Genomic DNA, 23,909 nt, shown 5'->3' with positions numbered 1-23,909 from the left:
AAATATGTTTCACATATTTTTTGCTAATAAAACATCTTTTTCTATTCTGTTTTTTAATTCGCTAACACTATTGAACTTCTGTTCATCCCTAATAAACTTTTTAAATTTAACACATATATCTTTATTATACAGATCTTTATTAAAGTCAAATATATGGGTTTCTAATACCCTTCCTCTATGATTAAAAGTTGGTTTATATCCTATATTAGTAATTGATTTATATTCTTTATCATCAACTATTGTTGTGGTAATATATACACCATTTTTAATAGCTAGATTGTCATCAATGTATACATTAGCTGTTGGATATCCAAATTCCCTTGCTATTCTATTTCCACCTTCAACTTTTCCATAAATACAAAAGTTATAACCTAATAAATTATTCACCTCATCTATTAATCCACAACTTAGCTTTTCTCTAATTATTGAACTTGATACTTTATAATTATCTATTTTAACTTCATCTATAACATCAATATCATAATTATATATCTTACTTAATTCAATTAATTTTGAAGCAGTTCCTTGTGCTTTTTTACCAAATCTATAATCAAAACCACAAACGATAAACTTTGCCTTTAACTTTTCACAAATAAACTTTATAAAATATTTATAATCTAAATTTAATAGATCTAAATCAGTTTTTAGTAATATCAAGTTATCTACACCTAAATTTTGAATTAAACGTGCTTTTGTATAGTTATCCATAATTATCTTTTGATTTAAATTAAATAAAATCTCTTCTGGATGCTTGTCAAATGTTAATACAACACTTTTTGTATTATTTTTATTTGCCCATTCTACTGCTTTTTTTATAATTTTTTGATGGGCAATATGAAGCCCATCAAACATTCCTAATGCAATACTTGTTTCATAACCTAATTCAATGTTTTTTATGTCATCATTTATCACTATCATTTTTAACACCTTATACAAAAATTTTTTCTGGCTTTAATTTATTATTATTAATATTTCCAATACCTAAAAATTCACTTTTGTAATTATATATTTTATACATACCATCTTTGTGTCTTTTACTTAAAATAACTCCATTACAAAACTTTTTAGATTCATCAATATCTAATTTTAAAGAATCATAATCTAAAAGTTTATCTACAGTTAACATAATATTATTTATGTTTTCTTTATTTATTTCCTCTAAAACATATGAATCATCTAATTTAAATTTTCCTGTTTGTGTTCTAAGAAGAAAACCCATATATGCACCATATCCTAAACATTCCCCTAGATCATAACATAAACTTCTTATATATGTTCCTTTTGAGCAATGAACTTCTAATAATGCTCTTTTGCTATAAACATCTATAATATCTATGTTATATATAATCACTTTTCTCTTAGGAATTTCAAATTCATGACCCTTTCTTGCTAAATCATATGCTCTCATTCCATTAATTTTTATTGCAGAATACGCAGGAGGTACCTGTTCAATCTCTCCTATAAATTTACTCTTTATTATTTGATTTAATTTTTGATAATCAAGTGTAAAATCCTTCTCATATCTTCTAACTACATTTCCATATTTATCATATGTATCTGTTGTTTCACCAAAGCATATTTCGCATATATACTTCTTGTCTTGTGCAGTTAAGTAGTCTACAATCTTTGTTGCCTTTCCAATACATATTGGTAAAACTCCTGCTGCTCCTGGATCAAGTGTGCCTGTATGCCCTATTTTTTTTACATTCAATTTCTTCCTTAAGTATGCTACAACATCAAATGAGGTCATACCTGGTGGTTTTAATATATTTATAACTCCATTCATATTACTTCACCCAAACTCTTTTCAATATCCTTTAATAATATAGTCTCAATCTGTTCTATAGTCTTATCTTTAATAGTGCATCCTGCGGCTTTAACATGCCCTCCACCACCATATTTTAGAGCTATATCTTTTACATCTACATAATCTTTTGATCTCAGGCTTATTTTATATACATTTTTATCAATTTCTTTAATAAGTACTCCAACCTCAACATTCTCAATATCTCTAGCTATATTAACAAGCTCACCAGCTTCATCCTCGGTAGCACCGGATAATTCAAGCATTTCTTTTGTTAAATTCATTATAGCTACTTTACCATTTAAGTAGGTTCTTAAAGTTGACACAACTAAAGATGTTAATTTAATTCCATTTAATGTTTTTTGATCGAACAATCTATAATAAATTGAAGTAAAATCAATATCCTTTTCTAATAACTTAGATACAATGTTCATAGTTTTTGATGTTGTATTGGAAAATTTAAATCCACCTGTGTCCGAAACTATTGATGTATACAAACACTCAGCAATATTTTTTGATATATTATGTCCTAATTGTAAATAAATATCATATAGCATTTCTCCAACACTAGAAGCATTACTGTCTACGATATTTATATTACCAAACCTAGTGTTTGTAATATGATGATCTATGTTAATTATTAAATCGCATTTTTCTGTTAGGGGCATACATTCACCTAATCTATCTAAATCACCACAATCCAACACTATAAGACAATCATATGATTCCTGCGCCAAATCAACATTTTTAATCTCATTTGCACCATTTAGATATAAGTACTTTCTAGGAACTTGACCTTCAACGAATACATCCACTCTTTTTCCTTTTTCAATTAAAAAATTATAAAAACTTAGAATAGAACCCATACTATCACCATCAGGTGATGTATGGGATACAACTGCAAAAGTATTTTTAGTTTCTATAACTAGTTTTAATCTTTCTATATCAATCATTTTTGTTTATCTCCCTTAGAAGATCATTTATCTTCATGCTGTATTCTATTGAATGGTCAAGTTCAAATATTAATTCAGGAGTATAGCGCATCTTAATTCTGCTTCCAAGCTCTCTCCTTAAAAAACCTGCTGCACTCTTTAATCCATCAATACAACTATTTTTCATCTCTTCATTTCCAAAAACACTAATATAAACTTTTGCATATCTTAAATCTTTTGTAACATCAACACGAGTTACTGATGTTAAAGGTGGAATTCTTGGATCCTTTAACTCATACTGAATTATATTACTTAATACCTTTTTTACTTCCTCAGAAAGCCTACTATTTCTTTCAAACGCCATAATTTATACACCTCTTTTACTTGCGCTCTACTTCCTTCATTGTATATGTTTCAAAAATATCTCCCTCTTTTATATCATTGTACTTTTCAATTGTAAGACCACATTCATATCCAGCAGCAACTTCTCTAACATCATCTTTAAATCTCTTTAATGATGATATTTTTCCTTCATATATTACTATACCATTTCTAATAACTCTTATATTATCATGTCTATTAACTTTTCCTTCTTCAACATAACATCCAGCAATTGTACCAATTGATGATACTTTAAATGTTTGTCTTACTTGTAATCTTGCAGTTACTACTTCAGTATATTCAGGATCTAACATACCCTTCATAGCTGCTGTTATATCATCTATAGCTTCATAAATTATTCTGTATGTCTTAATTTCAACATTTTCCTTTTCTGCTAACTGCCTAGCCATACTATCAGGTCTTACATTAAAACCTATTATTATAGCATTTGAAGCTGATGCTAGTGTAACGTCAGTTTCAGTTATAGCTCCTACTGCACCATGGATAACTTTTACCTTAACCTCATCATTTGAAAGCTTTTCTAATGATTGTCTAATTGCCTCAACTGATCCTTGAACATCAGCCTTTACAATTATATTTAAAACTTTCACTTTACCTTCTTTAATTTGTGAGAATAAATCTTGTAATGATACTTTTGCACTTGATGCAAACATCTCTTGTCTTTGTTTCTCTTTTCTTATTTCTGCAATTTCACGTGCTGTTTTTTCATCTGCAACAACGTAAAATTTTTCACCTGCATTTGGCACTTCTGATAAACCTAAAATCTCAACTGGCATTGATGGACCTACTTTATTCACTTTTCTACCTTTATCATCCATCATTGCTCTTACTCTACCATAAGCAGTTCCAGCTACTACTGCGTCTCCAACCTTTAAAGTTCCTGCTTGAATTAATGCTGTTGCCACAGGTCCTCTACCTTTATCTAGTTTTGATTCAATTATTGTACCCTTTGCTGCTCTATTTGGATTAGCTTTAAGCTCTTGCATTTCTGCAACTAGTAATATCATTTCAAGTAATGTATCAATTCCTTGATGAGTATGTGCTGATACAGGGACACATATTGTGTCTCCACCCCAATCTTCAGCAATTAAACCATATTCAGTTAATTCTTGTTTTACTCTATCAGGATTAGCACCTGATTTATCTATTTTATTTATTGCAACTATAATAGGTACATTTGCTGCCTTAGCATGGTTTATAGCTTCAACAGTTTGTGGCATAACACCATCATCTGCAGCAACAACAAGTACAGCAATATCTGTAACTTTTGCTCCTCTAGCTCTCATTGCAGTAAATGCTTCGTGTCCTGGTGTATCTAGGAAAACAATTTTATTACCATTTACATCAACACTATAAGCCCCTATATGTTGTGTAATTCCACCAGCTTCCTGTGCAGCTACTCTAGAATTTCTTATAGCATCTAGAAGTGATGTTTTACCGTGGTCAACGTGTCCCATTACAGTTACAACTGGTGGTCTTGGAACCATATCCTCTGGACGATCTTCAAAATCATTAATTAGAACTTCTTCCTTTTCCTTTACTTCTTCCTTTTCTAATAATATGTTATATTCTTCTGCTATTTTTTCAGCTACTTCAAAATCTATTTCATGATTTATTGAGGCCATTATACCTTTTAAAATTAACTTTTTAATTATTTCGGCTACTGGCTTCTTTATCTTTTGAGCAAAATCTCCTACTTTAATAGTTGGTGGAATAACAACAATTCCTATTTCTTCTTCAACTACCTTATTTTTTTCTTTAATTTGTTTGTGCTTTATATTCTCGTTTCTTTGTTTCTTTCTAATCTTTTCATTTTTCGTATAATTATCATCCATCAAACCTAAGTCATCATATTCATGGTCATCAGCATGTTCATCTTTATGAGCACTTTGGTCTTGTTGTTGCTCCTGAAGACTTGAATTATCTTCATCTTTCTTTTTATTTAGTTCTTCTATATATTCCTTTATTATATTTGCATCTTCTCCCTCTATCACACTCATGTGATTTTTTACTTCTATACCAAACTCTTTACTTAAAAGCTCAATAACTTCTTTACTAGTTTTATTGATTTGTTTAGCTAACTCATAAACTCTAATCTTTGACAATATTGTCACCCCCACTGGTATTTTCTCTTAACTTCTTAATAAATGCATCTGCTAAGTTTTTGTCTTTTATAGATAAAACCGATCTCATTGATTTCCCTATAAAATGTCCTATGTCATCTTTAGTTCCAAATATAACATATGGAACACCATAGTTATTTGCCATATTTTGAAACTTCTTTCTAGTATTTTCACTGGCATCTTCTGATATAATCAAGAGCTTACATTTACCCTTTTTTATATCTATTTCAACTCCATCATCACCTGAGGTTAAATTACCTGATTTTTGTATAAGCCCTAAAAAGTTATAAAGCTTACTATCCACGTTGCAACTCCTCCTTTAGTTTTTCATAAACTTCAGGAGAAATGTTTACTTCCAACGCTTTTTCAAATTTTTTGCCCTTATAAGCCTTTTCAAAACATTCAACACTTCTACAAATATATGCTCCTCTACCAGGTGCTTTACCAGTTAAATCTAATTTTACTTCGCCTTCTTTATTTCTAACTACCCTTATAAGTTCCTTCTTAGGCTTCATCTCCATACATCCAAGACACATTCTTTGAGGAATTTTTTTTACTTTCATTAATCATTCCTCCTTATTCAATTCTTGGACTTGGGACTCACTTTTTATATCTATCTTCCAACCAGTCAATTTAGCAGCAAGTCTAGCATTTTGACCTTCTTTACCTATTGCTAATGATAATTGATAATCTGGAACAATAACTCTTGCGATTCTTTCTTTTTCATCTATTATTTCTACACTAACAACCTTAGCTGGACTCAATGCATTTTGAATGAATTCAACAGGATCTTTACTCCATTTAACTATATCAATTTTTTCTCCTCTTAACTCATTAACAACATTTTGAACTCTTACTCCTTTTGGTCCAACACAAGCACCTGTCGCATCTACATTTTCATCTCTGGAATGAACTGCAATTTTTGTTCTTGAACCTGCTTCTCTTGCAATACTCTTTATTTCCACAATACCTTCGTATATCTCTGGTACTTCTAGCTCAAACAATCTTTTTACTAAGCCTGGGTGCGTTCTTGATATAATTATATTTGGTCCTTTAGTTGTCTTTTTAACTTCCACAACATAGAACTTTAATCTTTCACCGTGGCTATATGTATCATTTGGCATTTGCTCACTAGCATTTAGAAGAGTTTCTGTTTTGCCGATGTCTACTAAAACTTTATCATTTTCCTTTTTCTGAACAATACCTGTTATAATGTCATTTTCTTTTTGTATAAATTCTTCATATAAAATTTTTCTCTCTTGCTCCCTGATCTCTTGTATTACACGTTGTTTTGCTACTTGCGCCGAAGCTCTTAAGAAATCCTTTGGAGTTATTTCAATATCAACTACATCATCAAGGTTGTATCTTACATCTATTTTTCTAGCATCCTCAAGGCTTATTTCTAATAGATTGTCATATACATCTTCCACAACCTTTTTCTGAGCATAAACATGTATTTCTCCTGTTTCTCTATTAATTGTTACCTTAACATTTTGTGATGTTCCATAATTCTTTTTGTAGGCAGCTACTAGAGCAGATTCTAATGCATTAAATATTATGTCTTCATCAATACCTTTTTCTTGTACTATTGCCTTTAGAGCTTCGATTAATTCAACAGAATTCATTTTTATCTCCCCTTTCCACTCAACCTAATGAAATAAATATCATCAAATCTTATATTCTTTTCTTCGTCATCAACGTTTATAACAATATTGTTTTCACTATAGTTTATTAATTTGCCATAGATTGCTGTATAATTCTCGTCATTTAGTCTTACTTTAACTATTTTATTTATGGCTTTTTTAAAGCTCTTATCATCTTCTAATAATTTCATTTCACCTGGAGATGATACCTCTAAAAAGTAACTAAATTCAATAGGATCAACCTTATCTAATTCATCACTTAAAACTCTACTTATTTTTGCACAATCATCTAAGGTTACTCCATCTTCTTTATCTATATAAACCCTAAGATACCATTCACCTGACTCCTTTAAAAATTCAACATCTATAAAATCACAATTGTATGACTCTACAATAGGTTTTGCGATTTTTTCTACTTGTTGCTCAATTTTATTAATCATTTTATCCCTCCTTTGTTTCTATTTTTTGTATACATCAAAAAATAATTCACAGTATACAAAAAACATAAATATAGAGTGGGTTTTGCCCACTCTGAAAACCAAGTATTTAGTCTAAAGTTATTATATCATTATAATGAAATTATTTCAAGTTAAAACAAAGAAAGTTGATTTGTTTCTGGTAATCCCTTTAGACATCCATGTGAGTCTAATATTTCTATTACTGTTTTTGATACCTTTGCTCTTATTCTTAAATCCTCTTTTGAAACAAAAGGCCCTTGTTCTCTTGCAGCAACTATATTTTTTGCTGCATTCTCACCTACACCTTGTAAGGCTCTAAATGGAGGCAGTATTCCCTCCTCAGTAATCAAGAACTTAGTTGCATCTGATTTATATAGATCAACAGGTATAAATTTTAATCCTCTCTTATACATTTCAAGAGCTATTTCCAATATAGTCAGTAATCCTTTATCCTTTTGAGAAACATTATTACCCAATGCTTCTATCTCTTTTATTTTACTAATTATAGCTCGTTCACCCTTTACAATTAAGTCAGCATCAAAATCATCTGCTCTTACTGTAAAATAAGTAGCATAGTAGGCTTCAGGATAATAAACTTTAAAGTAAGCAATTCTAACTGCCATCATAACATATGCAACTGCATGGCCTTTAGGGAACATGTATTTTATTTTATTACATGATTGGATATACCAATCTGGCACATTATTTTGTTTCATTATTTCAATATCCTCATCCCTTAAGCCTTTACCTTTTCTTACTCTTTCCATTATATTAAAAGCAGTTTTTGGTGGTACACCACTATAAATTAAATAAAGCATTATATCGTCTCTTGTACATATAACTTCTTTAAGAGTAGCTAAACCTTGTCTAATAATATCTTGAGCATTATTTAACCATACATCAGTACCATGTGATAGACCAGAAATTCTAACCAAATCAGAAAAATTTTGAGGTTGTGTATCAATCAACATTTGACGAACAAATTTGGTTCCAAACTCTGGTAATCCCAAAGTTCCAACCTCACAATTTATATCTTCTTGTGTAATCCCTAAAGGCTCTGTTGATGTAAATAGTTTTATAACATTTTTATCATCCAGAGGAATTTCTTTTGGATCAATACCAGTTAAATCCTGCAACATTCTTAAAACTGTTGGATCGTCGTGTCCTAGTATATCTAGTTTTAATAATCTACCACTTATAGAATGGTAATCAAAATGAGTAGTAGTAACATCTGAATTTATATCATCTGCTGGCTTTTGAATAGGTGTAAATTCATAAATCTCCTTATCTCTGGGAACAACCATTATACCTCCTGGGTGTTGTCCAGTGGTTCTTTTAACACCAGTACAGCCTCTAACAAGTCTCTCCATCTCAGCAGAAGAAACCTTTAAACCTCTTTCTTCTAAATAATTTTTTACAAATCCATAAGCAGTTTTTTCTGCAATAGTACCTATAGTTCCTGCCCTAAATACATGTCCTTCTCCAAACAATTCTTCAGTATATTTGTGAGCAATCGGTTGATATTCACCTGAAAAGTTTAAGTCTATATCTGGTTCTTTATCTCCCTCAAACCCTAGAAAGACTTCAAAAGGTATATCATGGCCATCTTTCTTATATTTGGTATTACATACAGGACAATTTTTATCTGGTAAATCTACTCCTGATCCAACGCTTCCATCTAAGAAAAACTCTGAATTTTTACAGTTTGGACAAACATAATGTGGAGGTAATGGATTTACTTCAGTAATTCCACACATTGTTGCAACAAATGAAGATCCTACTGATCCTCTTGATCCAACTAGATACCCATCGCTTAATGACTTTGCCACTAATTTATGTGCAATTAGATATAAAACAGCATATCCATTGTTTATTATTGAATTTAATTCCTTTTCCAGTCTTTTTTCAACAACCTCTGGAAGTTTTTCCCCATAAATCCTATGTGCATTGTCCATTGTCATTTTTCTAATTTCTTCGTCTGCACCATCTATTTTAGGTGGAAATGTTTCTTCAGGTATTGGCTTAATTTCTTCAACCATATCTGCAATTTTATTAGGATTTTCTACTACTACTTCAAAAGCTTTTTGTTCTCCTAAATAACTAAATTCTTCCAACATTTCATTTGTTGTTTTAAAATATAATGGGGCTTGATTATCTGCATCATCATATCCTTGTCCAGCCATCAATATTCTTCTAAAATACTCATCATGTGGATCAAGAAAATGTACATCACCAGTTGCAACAACTGGTTTGTTATATTTTTCTCCTAGTTCAACTATTTTTTTATTATATTCATATAATTTTTCAACACTATCTACTTTACCACTTTCATAAAGAAACATATTATTTGCTATTGGCTGAATTTCTAGGTAGTCATAAAACTTTACAATTTCCTCAATGTCTCTCTCAGGCATATTATTTAATATAGCCCTATAAAGTTGACCTGCCTCACAAGCAGTTCCAATTATTAAACCATCTCTCATCTGTTCAAGTAAGCTTTTAGGTATTCTTGGTCTTTTGAAAAAGTAATTACAATGAGCCATAGAAACTAGTTTATATAAATTGTACAAACCTTGATAGTTCTTAACTAAAATAACAATATGATATGTGTCTGCCTTTCTTATATCAAAATTTCCACTATAGAGTTCATTTACTTCTGTAAGTTTATTAGCCCCTCTTTCCTTTAGCATATCTAAAAATTTTAAAAATATATGGGCTGTAGCTTCAGCATCATCTACTGCTCTATGATGATTTTCTAAACTTATTCCTAGGTGTTCAGCTATTATATTAAGTTTGTGTTTCTTTAAATCTGGCAATAACCACCTTGCTAGAGGAAGTGTATCAACTATTGAAAAACTAAATGGCAAATTTAATTTCTTACACTTTTCCCTAATGAACCCAGTGTCAAATTTAGCATTATGTGCAACTAAAACAGCTTCACCAATAAAATCAATAAAAGCTGGTAATACCTCTTCTATTGTTTGTTTATCACTAACCATTTCATTTGTAATTCCAGTTAGTTTTTCTATTTCTAAAGAAATTTCCTTTTGAGGATTTATAAGAACAGAGAACCTATCAACAATTTGATAATTTTTAATCTTTACAGCCCCAATTTCTATAATTTCTTCTGTTTGAGGATTAAATCCAGTTGTTTCTATATCAAATACTACAAATTCATCCTCAAGTAAAACATCCTTCGGATTATATACAATAGGTTCTCCATCATCAACTAAGTATCCCTCAACTCCATAGATTACCTTTATTCCATACTTTTTTGCAGCATCCATAGCTTCAGGGAATGCTTGAACAACTCCATGATCTGTAATAGCTATTGCATTATGTCCCCATTCCTTTGCTCTTTGTATTAGCTTTGTTGCAGATGTTACTCCATCCATTCCGCTCATTTGAGTATGAAGATGAAGCTCTACCCTTTTCTGATCACAAGTATCCATTCTTTTAATAGGATCCTTTTTATCTATAAACTTAGCCATTATTACAACTTCGTTAGAAAATTTATCAAAGGTAGCTTCTCCTATTACTTTTAAATATTTACCTTCTGATATTTCAGATTTTACTTTATCTAGAATATCATTTTTAGGGAATAATTTTACTGTTATGGAGCTTGAATAATCAGTTATATAAAAAGAAAAAATGAATTTTCCATTTTTTGTTTCCTTAATATCTACCTTAAATACCTCACCCTCTATTTCTACAACACCTGATGTTTCATTTATTGCTGATATCTTTGTAAAATCAGCCTTAACTGGCTTACCATATATATATGGGCTTTCTTTCTCTTTTTCTTTTTCTTTTACCTCTTTTTCAATAACATTATTATTGTTATCTAAAGCCTTATAATCACTTTTTTCTCTAGATTCTTGAATATACTGATTAATTATTTTATTGTCTTCATCGTATTTTATCTTATTATATTCTTCTAATTCTATCTCACTATAATTAAAACGGATCTCTAGGTGCTCGTTTGTGAATTTAAATAACTCAGTTTTTAATAATTTATCAATTTGTCTACTTTTAAGCATATTAACTGTAAATTCATTATCTATTTTAAACTCAATTAATTTCTCTTTAACATTTATGTTACTTGAAGTAAGTACAGAACATATTGAGGGATATTGTTTTAAAATATCCCTCAATAGTAATCTTATATTGCTATCATCTATATTATTAATATCAATATAATTTTTACAGTAGTCAATATATAACTCTAAATTATTATCTATTTTAAATTTGCTTTTAAATATATCAATTAAATTGTTCTTAATTTTATCATCAGTATCAATATAGGATTTTAAAAAAAACTCATATTTTTTAGTTTTTTTATCTATTATAATTTTTTCGATATATAATTTATCTAAAAAATCATATCTTTTAAGTTCTATGTCATTTGCAAGTACTTCACTTAAAGCTTTGGACATATATAAACCTCCTAATTATGTCCTAAGACATCTTAAAATATCATAGTACATCTTTAACCTAGCCTTAATTCCCTTCTTTAATCCCAATTTTTCTTCCTTCATTATATGTGTCATATCTTTTAATTCAACATTTATTACTCTATATTTCATCTTAGAAGCATGTTTAGTTAATGCAACTTCTACACCATATTTTGTCATATCTAAATTATCCATAGTATCTATAACATAACGCTTTAGTGCCCTTTGGCCTGAAAGATTAGGGGCAACAAATTGAGCTAAATCTGTAGCAAGTCTTCCACTTGAAAATATGCCTACTGTCATATCAGCCTCATCATTCATTACAGGTGTCAACAAATCAATAACATGTTTTTTGGTTAATCCTATTAAATCTGCATCTAATAGAAGTATAATATCTGCATCAGTATTTTCTATGCCATTTTTGATTGCTCCACCTTTACCAAGATTTTTGGGATTTTCTATTACTGTTGCACCTTTTTCTCTTGCAATGTTAGCTGTATTATCAGTTGAGCCATCATTAACAACAATTATATTTCTAATAATTTCAACTTCTTTTACAACATTTATAACTTCCCCAACCGTTCTTTCCTCATTATAAGCAGGAATAATACAATCAATTTTCATATTATTTCCCCCTAGTATTTATAATTTATTTATCTCATTTATCAATTCTTCTATTATATTTTCTTCTTTAACCTTTTTGATTATTTCTCCTTTTTTAAATATCAAAGCTTCATTTTTCCCACCTGCAATACCTATGTCTGCTTCTTTAGCTTCACCTGGTCCATTTACTACACAACCCATTACCGCAACTTTAATTGGCTTATTTATATGTTTTAATTCTTTTTCAATCTTATTTGCAAGTCCTATCAAGTCTATAGCTGTTCTTCCACAAGTCGGACATGATATTATTTCAACACCAAACTTACGAACACCGCATGCCTGCAATATCTCTTTACCCAACCTTACTTCTTCTACAGGATCATCTGTTAATGAAACTCTTATTGTATCTCCAATACCATCTAATAACAATGCACCGATACCTATTGACGATTTTACAGTTCCACTAAATTTTGTACCTGCCTCTGTAACTCCAACGTGTAGAGGATAATCAGTATTTTTTGAAAGCAATCTGTAACTTTCAACCATTTCTACAACATTTGATGATTTTACAGATAAAACAATATCATAAAATCCATATTTCTCCAATATCTCAACATTCTTTAGAGCACTCTCCACCAACGCTTGTGGACACGGTCTTTTATATTTTTCTAACAATTCTTTTTCAAGAGAACCTGAATTAACACCTACCCTTATGGGTACCCCATAGTATTTTGCAGCGTTTACAACTTCTTTAACTTTATTTTCATCGCCAATATTTCCTGGATTAATTCTAAGTGCATTAACACCATTTTCTAATGATTTTATTGCCAATCTATAATCAAAATGAATATCAGCAACTAGAGGTATTTTAATTTGCTTTATTATCTCCTTTATTGCATCAACAGCTTCCATATCAGGAACAGCAACTCTTATTATTTCACATCCTTCTTTTTCTAGCTGTTTTATTTGATTTACAGTACTTTTTACATCTCTTGTATCAGTATTTGTCATTGATTGCACAGTAATTGGTGCATCCCCGCCTACAAAAATATTACCAACCTTTATCTTTTTAGTTTTTCTCCTATTCATTATACTCACCTTACCAATTAAAGTAGTTTAAATCTTATTATGTCTTTATATGTTATGAATATAGCGAATAATATTAGTATAGTAAATCCTATTAGGTTTATCAATCCAATCTTATTTTCATCTATTTTTCTACCAGTTATACCCTCAAATAACAATATAATAACCCAGCCTCCATCTAGTGCAGGAAATGGTATAAGATTAATTACTCCTAAATTTATACTCAAAAGAGCTGCAAATGATAAAAGACTTAACAACCCATACCTTGCAGCCTCACCTGACATCTTAACTATTGCAACAGGTCCACCTACATCCTCAGATGAAATCTGCCCCCTAAGAGCTCTTTTTAAAAATAATCCCATTTGTTTTGTTGTAAAAATTGTTTTATTAAACCCGTCTCCTATTGCCTCAATCAAATTACCCTTAGTAACAGTTGGTACAATACCTATTAAATATTTCCCTCTTGATTCGTCATATACTGGCTTAATATTATATTCTTTAATTACATTATCCCTTTTGATAGTTAAATTGATTTGTTTATCTTTATTTTCAGAAATAGTTAATACGAAATCTTCCCACATCTTTACCTTTTTTCCATTTACAGCTATTATCACATCATTAACCTTAATACCAGCATTATATGCTGGATATCCCTTTTCAACTTCACTTATTATTGGCTTAACTATTCCGGTATTCATTGCAATAATAGCAAAAAGAATTACTGCAATAACAAAATTCATAAATGCTCCTGCCACAATAACTATAAGTCTTATCCATGGACTTTGATTGCAAAATGCCCTTGGATCATTTGATTCTCCTTCTTCTCCAAGCATTTTTACATATCCACCGAGTGGTAAAATTCTTAATGAATAATTAGTTTCTCCCTTTTTAAATCCAAACAGCTTTGGTCCCATCCCTATGGCAAATTCTAAAACCTTTATTCCTGCTAATTTAGCAGTAATAAAATGTCCTAATTCATGGCTTGTAACTAATAATCCAAATACAAATACTGTAGCTAAAAATGTTTGCATAAAAACACCACCCTATATAATTGTTCTTACAAATTCTCTTACTTTCTCTTCTAAATCAAATATATAATCTAAATCAAAATCGTATTTAACATCAAATTTATTCATAGCTTCTTTAATTACTTTTGGTATATCTAAAAATTTAATTTTATTATTTAAGAATAATTCTACTGCTTCTTCATTAGCTATATTACAAACTGCTGGCATTGTGCCTCCAGTTTTACCAGCCTTGTATGCTAACTCTAAACATTCAAATGTTTCTAGATCCGGTTGCTCAAATGTTAATGTATTATTCTTTATTAAATCAAGATATCCTATTAGTGATTCTGTTCTATTTGGATATTCTAATGCATATTGAATTGGATGTCTCATATCTGTATTTGATAACTGTGCTAAAATTGATCCATCTTTAAATTCAACCATGGAATGTATAATGCTTTGAGGATGTATTATAACTTTTATGTTATCATAATCTACATCAAATAAATAATGGGCCTCAATAACTTCTAATCCTTTATTCATAAGTGTTGCTGAATCTATTGATATTTTTCTTCCCATGTTCCACCTTGGGTGCTTTAAAGCCATCTCTGGCGAAACATCATCTAGTTCACTTTTCTTCTTTCCCCTAAATGGTCCTCCTGATGCAGTTAATATTAGATTATTTATATTTTCCTTATTTTCTCCATTTAAACATTGAAAAAGAGCACTGTGTTCACTATCAACGGGTATAATTCTTGATTTTGATTTTAATAACTCCTCTTTTATTAATCTCCCACCAACAACTAATGTTTCTTTATTTGCAAGTGCAATGTCCTTTCCGGCTCTAATTGCAGCTATAGTAGGTCTTAATCCAATCATTCCAACAACAGAAGTTAAAACCATATCAACATTATCTAAAGTACTAATGTATTCTAATCCTTCTATTCCTGTTAGTACCTTAGTTCCATATTTTTCGGCCTTATCTTTTACTGTTTGAAGGAGATCCTTATTCATTATAACTGCATATTCAGGTTGAAATTCCTCTATCTGTTTAATTAATTTGTCTACACTTGAATTAGCTGAAATTGCAACAACTTTAAATTCATCCTTTTTATTTCTAATAACATCCAATGCCTGAGTACCAATTGAACCGGTTGAACCTAATATTGTTAGTCTTTTCATAGAATTCTCCTTTCTATATCTATCAATTCTTTTGTAAATATAACCATAAACGGTCCAAAAATAATTCCCCATAGTTTAAAAATCAAAACTCCTGCATATAAAGAAAACAGCGAAATTATTGGATGTATTTTTAATGTATTTCCAACCATTTTAACCTGCAAAACTTCTCTTATTATTTGTAAAAGTATGTATAAGCTAATTAATCCAACGGATAAAAAGTAATTTTTATTTATAAAAGCAATTACACTCCATGGTATAAATACTAACGCTGGTCCTAAAACAGGTAGCAAATCTAGTATACCACAAATCAATCCTATAGTTAATGCATTTTCTATACGTAATATATAAAAACCAACTATGGTTAGTATAGTTGATACAAAAGCTAATTTAAACTCTATTAAAGTTATGCTAGTAAGCTTTATAAATGCGTTAATTAAACAAATAGTATATTTACTTTCAAAACTCGTAATAAAATTGCTTACCAGCTTATCAAAATCTAAACTTAAAATTATACTTATTAAAAGGACAATAAACACATCAAATAAATTATTAATAGTAACAAATGTTCTATTTAATAATAAACCAGTATAATTTTGAAAATTAGGTATACTTTTTGCAATTGAGTTTAAATTAACTATCTCAAATTTACTTGATAGAGAATTATACAATATATTTATCTCACCCAAAATGTATTTAATAAAAACAAATGATAGTATAAAAATAGTCACTATTATACTTGCATAAGATATTGTCACTGCAATATTTCTACTAAATTTTATTTGTATTAATTTTTTTATCATTGGCTCCAATAATAATGATATTAATAGTGCTATTAAAAAGGGCCATAAAAAAACAAGGCATAACTTAAGAATAATAATAACTATTATATCAATTATTATTATCTTAAGTATTGCCCTTAAATTACTCTTCATATAATCAACCTAAAAAGAATGCTATATAATAATATACGATTGGTATAACATATAGTATGCTATCAAATCTATCTAAAATACCACCATGTCCCGGCATAATATTACCATAATCTTTAATTCCAACATATCTTTTTATAAGCGATGCTGACAAATCACCAATTTGTGAAACTATTGCACCAAATGCACCTAAAATAATAAGCTCAATATATGTAACATCAATAGTCCTATTAAAATATTTCCATATAAATAAGCCTATTATACTTCCTAAAATTCCCCCTATGGATCCTTCTATAGTTTTCTTAGGACTTACTTCTGGACATAACTTTCTTTTACCAAATGCCATTCCTGTAAAATAAGCAAACGTATCACAGCACCATGCTATAATAAATACTATCCAGATTAACCTATGTCCATTATTAAATTGATCTATTTTAACTAATAAATTAAAGAAACTAACGATGTATATGTATCCTATTACTGTTAGTGCTGAAGAAATTACTGTGTATTTTTTACTAAATATTGGATAAGCCATTGAAAGTAAAAATAAAAGATATATTAAGATCAAATTATATTGTGATATATCAGAAGTAAACATAATTAATTGGTTAATTATAAAAAAAGCAATTAAAAGAAAAGATATTATAGGAAATTTTGATTTATATGCGTTGATATATTCATATAAAGCAATTGCTGTTACAATACCAACTCCTAACTTTAATATTGTCCCCCCAGAAATAACAAAAAAAAGTAGTAATGGAATAGCAACTATAGCACTAATGATTCTTGTCTTCATATATTCACCTTCTTTATTTTATACCTCCAAATCTTCTATCACGGTTTTGATAATCGTATATGGCTTGGTATAAGTGTTCTCTCTTAAAATCTGGCCAAAAAATATTTGAAAACCAGAATTCAGTATATGCAACTTGCCATAATAAAAAGTTACTTAGCCTATATTCACCACTTGGTCTTATTAATAAATCTGGATCTGGCATATTTGCTGTATATAAATATTTTGAAATTAACTCTTCATCTATTTGATCTGAATTTAATTCACCTTTTTCGATTAACTGAGCTATTTTTTTAACAACATTTTTTATCTCATCTCTTCCTCCATAGTTTAACGCTAGATTAAGCGTTAGACCTGTGTTATTTTTTGTTTTTTCATAAGCATTCTTTAATTCATCTTGACAAATTTGTGGCAATTTAGAAATATCCCCTATTGAATTTACAATAACATTGTTTTTATGTAGTTCTTCTACCTCTGCCCTTAAGTATTCAACTAATAAATTCATCAGTGCGCCAACTTCCTCAGATGGCCTTTTCCAATTTTCTGTTGAAAATGCATATAAAGTCAAATATTTTACCCCTAATTCCGAACAAGCCTTTACAACTTCTCTTATTGTTTCTACTCCTGCCCTATGTCCAAAAGTTCTTGGCATGTTTCTTTTTTTAGCCCATCTACCATTACCATCCATTATTATTGCAATATGTTTTGGTATATTATTTTTATCAATTAATTCATAGTAATTCTGTGTAGTCTGAGTCTTTTTTTTACCAAATTGAAACATTGCTACCTCCCATTAATAAATTTTTATGCCAAAGCCTTATTATTAGCTTTGGCATAAAAATTTTATTTAATTCTTACTTAAAAGTATGAATAATAAATGATTATTTTATCATTCAAATCTTTGATTTTAATTACTCTTTTTTCTTCTCCAATAAGTACATTCTTGGGATTATTTGTAAATACCAACTCGTATTTAATCCCCTTTTCTTTCAATACCTCTTCAACTTTATCTAATCTATACCCTAAAAACCTCTTTACTTCCATAATTATACAGTCATTATCTCCTTTTCCTTAGCTTCAACCAACTTATCTATTTCCTTTATAAAGTTATCTGTTAATTTTTGTACTTCTTCTTCAGTTCTCTTAATTTCATCTTCTGAATAATTTCCTTCTTTCTTTAATGCCTTTAGCTTATCATTAGCATCTCTTCTAATTGATCTAACTGCAACTTTTGTATCTTCGCCATGTTTTTTTACAACCTTTACTAAATTCTTTCTTGTCTCCTCAGTAAGTTCTGGAATAACAAGTCTTATAACTTGACCATCATTTGTTGGGTTAATACCAAGATCTGACTTTTGGATTGCCTTTTCTATTTCTTTTATTACACTTTTATCCCATGGTTGAATAACTAAAACCCTTGGTTCAGGAATTGATATGGAAGCAAGTTGTGCAATATGAGTTGGTGTTCCATAATAATCAACAGTTATTTTATCAAGCATTGCCGCATTTGCTCTTCCTGCCTTAAGACCTTGAAGTTCTTTTTTAAGTAGCTCAATTGATTTTTTCATTTTTTCTTCTGAAGCAACTATTACTTCTTTAATCATAAATTAACCTCCTTATAATTAATTTTCAACAACAGTCCCAATATTTTCACCTAAAACCGCTCTCTTAATATTTCCTGGTTGATCTAATGCAAATACTATTATAGGTATATTGTTGTCCTTACATAATGATGTAGCTGTTGAATCCATTACCTTTAATTCTTTTTCTAAAACTTGCATGAATGTTAACCTATCAAATTTCTTAGCATCTTTATTTACATTTGGGTCTGAGTCATAAACACCATCAACGTTTTTAGCTAATAAAATAGCTTCAGCTTCAATTTCTGCAGCTCTTAATGCAGCTGCTGTATCTGTTGAAAAGTAAGGATTTCCTGTACCAGCAGCAAATATAACAACTCTTCCTTTTTCTAAATGTCTAACTGCCCTTCTTCTAACAAATGGTTCTGCAATTTCTCTCATTTCAATAGCTGTCTGAACTCTAGTCTTAACGCCAATTGATTCTAATGAGTCTTGAAGTGCCATAGCATTTATACAGGTTGCAAGCATCCCCATATAGTCTGCTGTTGTTCTATCCATGTCTATACCATTTCTACCTCTCCAAATGTTGCCTCCACCAACTACGCAACCAACTTCAACACCCATTTCAACAATTTCCTTGATTTCTTGAGCAATTCTCTTGATAACCTCAAAATCAAATCCATAACCCTTTTCACCAGCAAGGGCTTCTCCACTTAATTTTATCATAATTCTTTTATATTTTGGAGCTGTCATTCTTTACTACCTCCAATAATTAAATTCAACAAAATATAAAAATATCCTTCTTAAAAAAAGAGAACACAGGTGTGTTCTCTTTTAGATTCACGCTTTTGCTTGCTTCATAACTTCTTCTGCAAAGTTTTCTTCCTTCTTTTCTATACCTTCACCCTTTTCAAATCTTACGAACTTCTTAACAACAAGTTCGGCATTTGCTTCTTTTGATTTTTCTTCAACAAACTTTCTTATTGTCTTGTCTTGATCTCTTATCCATAATTGTTCTAATAGACATACTTCTTTGAAATACTTTTGTAGTCTTCCTTCTACCATCTTTTCAACAACTTTTTCTGGCTTACCTTCATTTAGAGCTTGTTGTCTGTATATTTCCTTTTCCTTTTCAATTACATCTTGTGGTACTTCTTCTTTTACAAGATATAATGGATTTGCTGCAGCTATTTGTAATGCTAATTCCTTAGCAACTTCCTTAGCAACTTCATTGTTAGCTCCTTCAACTTGAACCATAACTGCAATTCTTCCACCGCCATGGATGTAGTCCATGATTACACCATTTTCAACGTTGAATCTTTCAAATCTTCTAAATGTCATATTTTCGCCAAGCTTAGCTATTAGTGATGTTATAGCTTCTCTCACTGTCATGTTTTCATCTGCTATGTACTTTTCTTCTAATATTTCCTCTACTGTTTTAGCTGATGATAAAGCAGCTTGCTTTGCTAAATTCTTAGCAAGGTTAACAAAGTCTTCATTCTTTCCAACAAAGTCTGTTTCACAGTTAACTTCTACAACTGCACCTACTTTACCATCTTCAGTTATGTATGTTTCAACAACACCTTCAGCAGCTACTCTTCCTGCCTTCTTAGCAGCAGCTGCTAATCCCTTTTCTCTTAAAATTTCAATAGCTTTTTCCATATCACCTTCAGCTTGAACAAGAGCCTTTTTACAATCCATCATTCCTGCGCCTGTTCTTTCTCTAAGTTCACTTACCATCTTAGCTGTAATTTGCATACCCGATTCCTCCTTATGTTATTAAAGGTAAGGGTTAAGATACCCTTTACCCTTACCTTTTAATATTATTCTGCAAATTGTTCGCCTTGTCTTCCTTCAAGAACAGCATCAGCTATCTTTGAAGTAATTAGCTTAACTGCTCTTATTGCATCATCGTTACCTGGAATTACATAGTCTACATCATCTGGATCGCAGTTAGTATCAACTATACCAACTACTGGAATACCAAGTATCTTAGCTTCTGCAACAGCATTCTTTTCCTTTCTTGGATCAACTACAAATAGAACGTCTGGTAGCTTCTTAAGGTTCTTTATACCACCTAAGTTCTTTTGAAGTTTTTCCATTTCATGCTTTAACTTGATAACTTCCTTCTTTGGAAGTAGATCAAATGTTCCATCTTCAGCCATTCTTTCAAGTTCAGCAAGTCTAGCTATTCTTGTCTTTATAGTCTTAAAGTTTGTTAACATACCTCCAAGCCATCTTTCATTTACATAGTGCATATTACATCTGATGGCTTCTTCCTTAACTGAATCTTGAGCTTGCTTCTTAGTTCCTACAAATAGTATTTCCTTTCCTTCTGCTGCTGCATTCTTAACGAATTCATAAGCTTCTTCTAACTTCTTTACTGTCTTTTGAAGGTCGATGATGTAGATTCCATTTCTTTCAGTGAAGATGTACTCAGCCATTTTTGGGTTCCATCTTCTTGTTTGATGTCCAAAATGAACACCAGCTTCTAATAGTTGTTTCATTTGAATAACTGACATAAAGGCACCTCCTGGTTTTATTCCTCCACTCTACTCATTTTTTTAAAAGGCCTTATTACAGGCACCCTTTTAAAAATTGTAGAGTGTGTGTTTTTTCACGATTAGTAGTATAACACACCTTTTTAATAATATCAATAATTATTTTAACAAATAAAGAAAAAATTATTCATTTTTAGTCAAAATAAAGAAGCTAAAAATTAGCTTCTTAGCTTCTTTAATTCTTCTAATAATTTGTCATTTAATATTTTTATATGAGTACCCTTCATACCTAATGATCTTGATTCTATTACTCCAGCACTTTCAAATTTTCTTAGTGCATTAACTATAACTGATCTTGTTATGCCTACTTTATCTGCAATCTTACTTGCTACAAGTAGTCCCTCATTACCATCTAACTCATTAAAGATATGTTCAACCGCTTCAAGTTCAGAATATGAAAGTGTACCTATTGCTAATTGAACTACTGCCTTCTTTCTAGCTTCTTCTTCAATTTCATCTTGTTTTGATCTTATAATTTCCATACCTACAATTGCAGCACTATATTCTGCTAGTACTAGGTCTTCATCTGTAAATTCTTCACCAAATCTTGCTATAAGTAATGTTCCTAATCTTTCTCTGTTACCTATAATTGGTACAATTGTTGTTATCTTGTTTTCGAAAAGACACTTAACATCATTTTCAAATACACATATTCCCTTGGACTTAACATTTGGCTTAGTTTCATTAATTTGTAATAGGCTATTATTGTATTCTTCTGGGAACTTTTGTTCTTTAATAATAGTATTCTTAACAATTTCACACTCAAACTCATCTCTTATTTGATATCCTAGTATTTTTCCTTTTCTACTTACAACATATACATTACAGTTCATAACATCACTTAAAGTTTTGCAGATATCGTTAAACACAACAGGCTCAGTAGCTGACTTTTGTAGTATTTTATTTAAAATTCTTGTCTTCTCTAGTAAACTATACATAATCACCTTCTCCTTTCTATATTATATAGTTTTTTTCTTGAGTATTTTTTATTAGATCTTTTGTTCTTTCTCTAACATATTCTCTATCTATTATAATAGTCTTATCTTCAACGTCTGGAGCTTCAAAAGATATATCTAGTAATACCTGTTCAATAACAGTATGAAGCCTTCTAGCTCCAATATTTTCATTAGTCAAATTCATCTTATAAGAGATCTCAGCAATTTCTTCTATTCCGTCATCTGTAAATACAAGTTCTATACCTTCAACCTTTAAAAGCTCAATATACTGTTTAATTAAAGCATTCTTTGGCTCTTTTAAGATTTTTATAAAGTCCTGTTTAGTTAAATCATTTAGTTTAACCCTTACAGGAAATCTTCCCTGAAGTTCAGGTATTAAATCTGATACTTTAGAAACATGAAAGGCACCAGCTGCTATAAATAAAATATGATCAGTTTTTACTGGCCCATATTTTGTATTTACTGTACTGCCTTCAACTATTGGAAGTATATCTCTCTGTACTCCTTCCCTTGAGACGTCTGGGCCATGGGTATTATTTCTACCTGCAATTTTATCAATTTCATCTATAAACACTATTCCATCTTCTTCTGCTCTTTTTACAGCAATTTTATTTATTTCATCTATATCAAGAAGTTTATTGGCCTCTTCATTTTTAAATATATTTATAGCTTCTTTTACTTTAACCTTTTTATTCTTTTTCTTTTTAGGGAAAATTCCCCCTAATATATCTTCAAAATTAATGTTTAGATCGCTTACATTGCCACCTGCAATTACCTCAAAAGGCAATGCCGCATTATCTTCTAATTCAATTTCTATTTCCATATTATCAAGTAATCCTTGTTCAAGCTGTTGCATAATCTGTTGACGTTTTAAATTAATCTCCTCGTCACTTTCATGATATGTTACATGTTTATTATCGTTTTGAAATCCGAAAATATAATCAAATGGGTTTTTGTTGTTTTTTCTATTTGGAAGTGGCGCAATAACATCTACAATTCTTTGTTTTGCTAATTCTAATGCCTTCTCCTCTACTTCCTTAAATTTTTCTTCCTTCACTAGCCTTATTGAGTTTTCTACTAAATCCCTAATGATTGAATCCACATCCCTACCAACGTAACCTACTTCAGTAAATTTAGTGGCCTCTACTTTTACAAAAGGGGCATTAACCAATTTAGCCAGTCTTCTTGCAATCTCTGTCTTACCAACTCCAGTTGGTCCTATCATTAATATGTTTTTAGGTATTATGTCTTCTTTTATATATTCTGGTGCTAGCCTTCTTCTATATCTATTTCTTAAAGCCACGGCAACCATTTTTTTAGCTTCTTCTTGTCCAATTATATACTTATCTAATTCTTCAACAATCTTTTTAGGAGTAAGCTGTTTCATATACCTTAT

24 protein-coding genes are annotated in these 23,909 nt (G+C 30.2%); all 24 read right to left on the bottom strand.

Annotated features, from left to right (window positions below; translation table 11 throughout):
- Positions 1–9: 9 nt before the first annotated feature.
- Positions 10–918 (bottom strand): bifunctional riboflavin kinase/FAD synthetase, encoded by a 909-nt coding sequence (locus TCEL_RS04530; RefSeq protein ID WP_018661588.1) that lies wholly within the window; start codon positions 916–918, stop codon positions 10–12.
- Between the two features lie 10 nt (positions 919–928).
- Positions 929–1,786, bottom strand: coding sequence for a tRNA pseudouridine(55) synthase TruB (gene truB / locus TCEL_RS04525; RefSeq protein WP_018661586.1), 858 nt, complete (start codon positions 1,784–1,786; stop codon positions 929–931).
- Positions 1,783–2,757 (bottom strand): DHH family phosphoesterase, encoded by a 975-nt coding sequence (locus tag TCEL_RS04520; protein ID WP_018661584.1) that lies wholly within the window; start codon positions 2,755–2,757, stop codon positions 1,783–1,785. The genes truB and TCEL_RS04520 overlap by 4 nt, the downstream gene beginning before the upstream one ends.
- Entirely contained in the window at positions 2,750–3,100 is a 351-nt protein-coding gene (gene rbfA / locus TCEL_RS04515) for a 30S ribosome-binding factor RbfA (protein WP_018661582.1), read from the bottom strand. The genes TCEL_RS04520 and rbfA overlap by 8 nt, the downstream gene beginning before the upstream one ends.
- A 16-nt stretch (positions 3,101–3,116) precedes the next feature.
- Positions 3,117–5,243 (bottom strand): translation initiation factor IF-2, encoded by a 2,127-nt coding sequence (gene infB, locus TCEL_RS04510; protein ID WP_018661581.1) that lies wholly within the window; start codon positions 5,241–5,243, stop codon positions 3,117–3,119.
- Positions 5,230–5,565, bottom strand: a complete 336-nt coding sequence (locus TCEL_RS04505) for a L7Ae/L30e/S12e/Gadd45 family ribosomal protein (RefSeq protein ID WP_018661578.1) — start codon at positions 5,563–5,565, stop codon at positions 5,230–5,232. The genes infB and TCEL_RS04505 overlap by 14 nt, the downstream gene beginning before the upstream one ends.
- Positions 5,558–5,824 (bottom strand): RNase P modulator RnpM, encoded by a 267-nt coding sequence (rnpM, locus tag TCEL_RS04500; RefSeq protein ID WP_018661576.1) that lies wholly within the window; start codon positions 5,822–5,824, stop codon positions 5,558–5,560. The genes TCEL_RS04505 and rnpM overlap by 8 nt, the downstream gene beginning before the upstream one ends.
- Positions 5,825–5,827: 3 nt before the next feature.
- Entirely contained in the window at positions 5,828–6,886 is a 1,059-nt protein-coding gene (gene nusA / locus TCEL_RS04495; RefSeq protein WP_018661574.1) for a transcription termination factor NusA, read from the bottom strand.
- 2 nt (positions 6,887–6,888) lie between these two features.
- Positions 6,889–7,344 (bottom strand): ribosome maturation factor RimP, encoded by a 456-nt coding sequence (locus TCEL_RS04490; RefSeq protein ID WP_018661572.1) that lies wholly within the window; start codon positions 7,342–7,344, stop codon positions 6,889–6,891.
- 149 nt (positions 7,345–7,493) lie between these two features.
- Positions 7,494–11,798 carry a PolC-type DNA polymerase III gene (locus tag TCEL_RS04485; RefSeq protein ID WP_018661571.1) on the bottom strand — a complete coding sequence of 1,435 codons (4,305 nt, stop codon included), beginning with the start codon at positions 11,796–11,798 and terminating at the stop codon, positions 7,494–7,496.
- Positions 11,799–11,813: 15 nt separating this feature from the next.
- Positions 11,814–12,440 (bottom strand): glycosyltransferase family 2 protein, encoded by a 627-nt coding sequence (locus TCEL_RS04480; protein ID WP_018661570.1) that lies wholly within the window; start codon positions 12,438–12,440, stop codon positions 11,814–11,816.
- Between the two features lie 18 nt (positions 12,441–12,458).
- Positions 12,459–13,508 carry a flavodoxin-dependent (E)-4-hydroxy-3-methylbut-2-enyl-diphosphate synthase gene (gene ispG / locus TCEL_RS04475; protein ID WP_018661569.1) on the bottom strand — a complete coding sequence of 350 codons (1,050 nt, stop codon included), beginning with the start codon at positions 13,506–13,508 and terminating at the stop codon, positions 12,459–12,461.
- Between the two features lie 17 nt (positions 13,509–13,525).
- A complete protein-coding gene (gene rseP / locus TCEL_RS04470) occupies positions 13,526–14,536 on the bottom strand; it encodes an RIP metalloprotease RseP (protein ID WP_018661568.1) in 1,011 nt (336 codons plus the stop codon).
- A 12-nt stretch (positions 14,537–14,548) separates the two neighbouring features.
- A complete protein-coding gene (locus TCEL_RS04465; RefSeq protein WP_018661567.1) occupies positions 14,549–15,694 on the bottom strand; it encodes a 1-deoxy-D-xylulose-5-phosphate reductoisomerase in 1,146 nt (381 codons plus the stop codon).
- Complete coding sequence (locus TCEL_RS12760) at positions 15,691–16,626, bottom strand: AI-2E family transporter (protein ID WP_018661566.1); 936 nt, start codon at positions 16,624–16,626, stop codon at positions 15,691–15,693. The genes TCEL_RS04465 and TCEL_RS12760 overlap by 4 nt, the downstream gene beginning before the upstream one ends.
- A 4-nt stretch (positions 16,627–16,630) precedes the next feature.
- Positions 16,631–17,419: a phosphatidate cytidylyltransferase gene (locus tag TCEL_RS04455; RefSeq protein WP_018661564.1), complete on the bottom strand. Its 789-nt coding sequence runs from the start codon at positions 17,417–17,419 to the stop codon at positions 16,631–16,633.
- A gap of 13 nt (positions 17,420–17,432) precedes the next feature.
- Entirely contained in the window at positions 17,433–18,197 is a 765-nt protein-coding gene (locus TCEL_RS04450) for an isoprenyl transferase (RefSeq protein WP_018661563.1), read from the bottom strand.
- A gap of 77 nt (positions 18,198–18,274) precedes the next feature.
- Positions 18,275–18,460 carry a hypothetical protein gene (locus TCEL_RS04445; protein WP_018661561.1) on the bottom strand — a complete coding sequence of 62 codons (186 nt, stop codon included), beginning with the start codon at positions 18,458–18,460 and terminating at the stop codon, positions 18,275–18,277.
- A 2-nt stretch (positions 18,461–18,462) separates the two neighbouring features.
- On the bottom strand, positions 18,463–19,020 hold the full coding sequence (gene frr / locus TCEL_RS04440; protein WP_018661559.1) for a ribosome recycling factor: 558 nt from the start codon (positions 19,018–19,020) through the stop codon (positions 18,463–18,465).
- 18 nt (positions 19,021–19,038) lie between these two features.
- Complete coding sequence (pyrH, locus tag TCEL_RS04435; protein WP_018661557.1) at positions 19,039–19,749, bottom strand: UMP kinase; 711 nt, start codon at positions 19,747–19,749, stop codon at positions 19,039–19,041.
- An 87-nt stretch (positions 19,750–19,836) separates the two neighbouring features.
- A complete protein-coding gene (tsf, locus tag TCEL_RS04430) occupies positions 19,837–20,754 on the bottom strand; it encodes a translation elongation factor Ts (protein WP_018661555.1) in 918 nt (305 codons plus the stop codon).
- 65 nt (positions 20,755–20,819) lie between these two features.
- Positions 20,820–21,518 carry a 30S ribosomal protein S2 gene (gene rpsB / locus TCEL_RS04425; protein WP_018661553.1) on the bottom strand — a complete coding sequence of 233 codons (699 nt, stop codon included), beginning with the start codon at positions 21,516–21,518 and terminating at the stop codon, positions 20,820–20,822.
- 197 nt (positions 21,519–21,715) lie between these two features.
- Positions 21,716–22,495 carry a GTP-sensing pleiotropic transcriptional regulator CodY gene (codY, locus tag TCEL_RS04420; protein WP_018661551.1) on the bottom strand — a complete coding sequence of 260 codons (780 nt, stop codon included), beginning with the start codon at positions 22,493–22,495 and terminating at the stop codon, positions 21,716–21,718.
- 16 nt (positions 22,496–22,511) lie between these two features.
- Positions 22,512–23,900: an ATP-dependent protease ATPase subunit HslU gene (hslU, locus tag TCEL_RS04415; protein ID WP_018661549.1), complete on the bottom strand. Its 1,389-nt coding sequence runs from the start codon at positions 23,898–23,900 to the stop codon at positions 22,512–22,514.
- Positions 23,901–23,909 lie beyond the last annotated feature (9 nt).

The organism is Thermobrachium celere DSM 8682 (assembly GCF_000430995.1).
GTDB classification, from domain to species: Bacteria; Bacillota; Clostridia; order Clostridiales; family Caloramatoraceae; genus Thermobrachium; species Thermobrachium celere.
The sequence above is the reverse complement of the archived record's forward strand: the minus strand, read 5'-3'. Positions and strand labels throughout refer to the sequence as shown.

Coding starts and splice junctions, on each gene's coding strand:
- TCEL_RS04530 (WP_018661588.1), bottom strand. CDS start 918: ATGATAGTGATAAATGATGACATAAAAAACATTGAATTAGGTTATGAA.
- truB (WP_018661586.1), bottom strand. CDS start 1,786: ATGAATGGAGTTATAAATATATTAAAACCACCAGGTATGACCTCATTT.
- TCEL_RS04520 (WP_018661584.1), bottom strand. CDS start 2,757: ATGATTGATATAGAAAGATTAAAACTAGTTATAGAAACTAAAAATACT.
- rbfA (WP_018661582.1), bottom strand. CDS start 3,100: ATGGCGTTTGAAAGAAATAGTAGGCTTTCTGAGGAAGTAAAAAAGGTA.
- rnpM (WP_018661576.1), bottom strand. CDS start 5,824: ATGAAAGTAAAAAAAATTCCTCAAAGAATGTGTCTTGGATGTATGGAG.
- nusA (WP_018661574.1), bottom strand. CDS start 6,886: ATGAATTCTGTTGAATTAATCGAAGCTCTAAAGGCAATAGTACAAGAA.
- TCEL_RS04490 (WP_018661572.1), bottom strand. CDS start 7,344: ATGATTAATAAAATTGAGCAACAAGTAGAAAAAATCGCAAAACCTATT.
- TCEL_RS04485 (WP_018661571.1), bottom strand. CDS start 11,798: ATGTCCAAAGCTTTAAGTGAAGTACTTGCAAATGACATAGAACTTAAA.
- TCEL_RS04480 (WP_018661570.1), bottom strand. CDS start 12,440: ATGAAAATTGATTGTATTATTCCTGCTTATAATGAGGAAAGAACGGTT.
- ispG (WP_018661569.1), bottom strand. CDS start 13,508: ATGAATAGGAGAAAAACTAAAAAGATAAAGGTTGGTAATATTTTTGTA.
- rseP (WP_018661568.1), bottom strand. CDS start 14,536: ATGCAAACATTTTTAGCTACAGTATTTGTATTTGGATTATTAGTTACA.
- TCEL_RS04465 (WP_018661567.1), bottom strand. CDS start 15,694: ATGAAAAGACTAACAATATTAGGTTCAACCGGTTCAATTGGTACTCAG.
- TCEL_RS12760 (WP_018661566.1), bottom strand. CDS start 16,626: ATGAAGAGTAATTTAAGGGCAATACTTAAGATAATAATAATTGATATA.
- TCEL_RS04455 (WP_018661564.1), bottom strand. CDS start 17,419: ATGAAGACAAGAATCATTAGTGCTATAGTTGCTATTCCATTACTACTT.
- TCEL_RS04450 (WP_018661563.1), bottom strand. CDS start 18,197: ATGTTTCAATTTGGTAAAAAAAAGACTCAGACTACACAGAATTACTAT.
- TCEL_RS04445 (WP_018661561.1), bottom strand. CDS start 18,460: ATGGAAGTAAAGAGGTTTTTAGGGTATAGATTAGATAAAGTTGAAGAG.
- frr (WP_018661559.1), bottom strand. CDS start 19,020: ATGATTAAAGAAGTAATAGTTGCTTCAGAAGAAAAAATGAAAAAATCA.
- pyrH (WP_018661557.1), bottom strand. CDS start 19,749: ATGACAGCTCCAAAATATAAAAGAATTATGATAAAATTAAGTGGAGAA.
- tsf (WP_018661555.1), bottom strand. CDS start 20,754: ATGCAAATTACAGCTAAGATGGTAAGTGAACTTAGAGAAAGAACAGGC.
- rpsB (WP_018661553.1), bottom strand. CDS start 21,518: ATGTCAGTTATTCAAATGAAACAACTATTAGAAGCTGGTGTTCATTTT.
- codY (WP_018661551.1), bottom strand. CDS start 22,495: ATGTATAGTTTACTAGAGAAGACAAGAATTTTAAATAAAATACTACAA.
- hslU (WP_018661549.1), bottom strand. CDS start 23,900: ATGAAACAGCTTACTCCTAAAAAGATTGTTGAAGAATTAGATAAGTAT.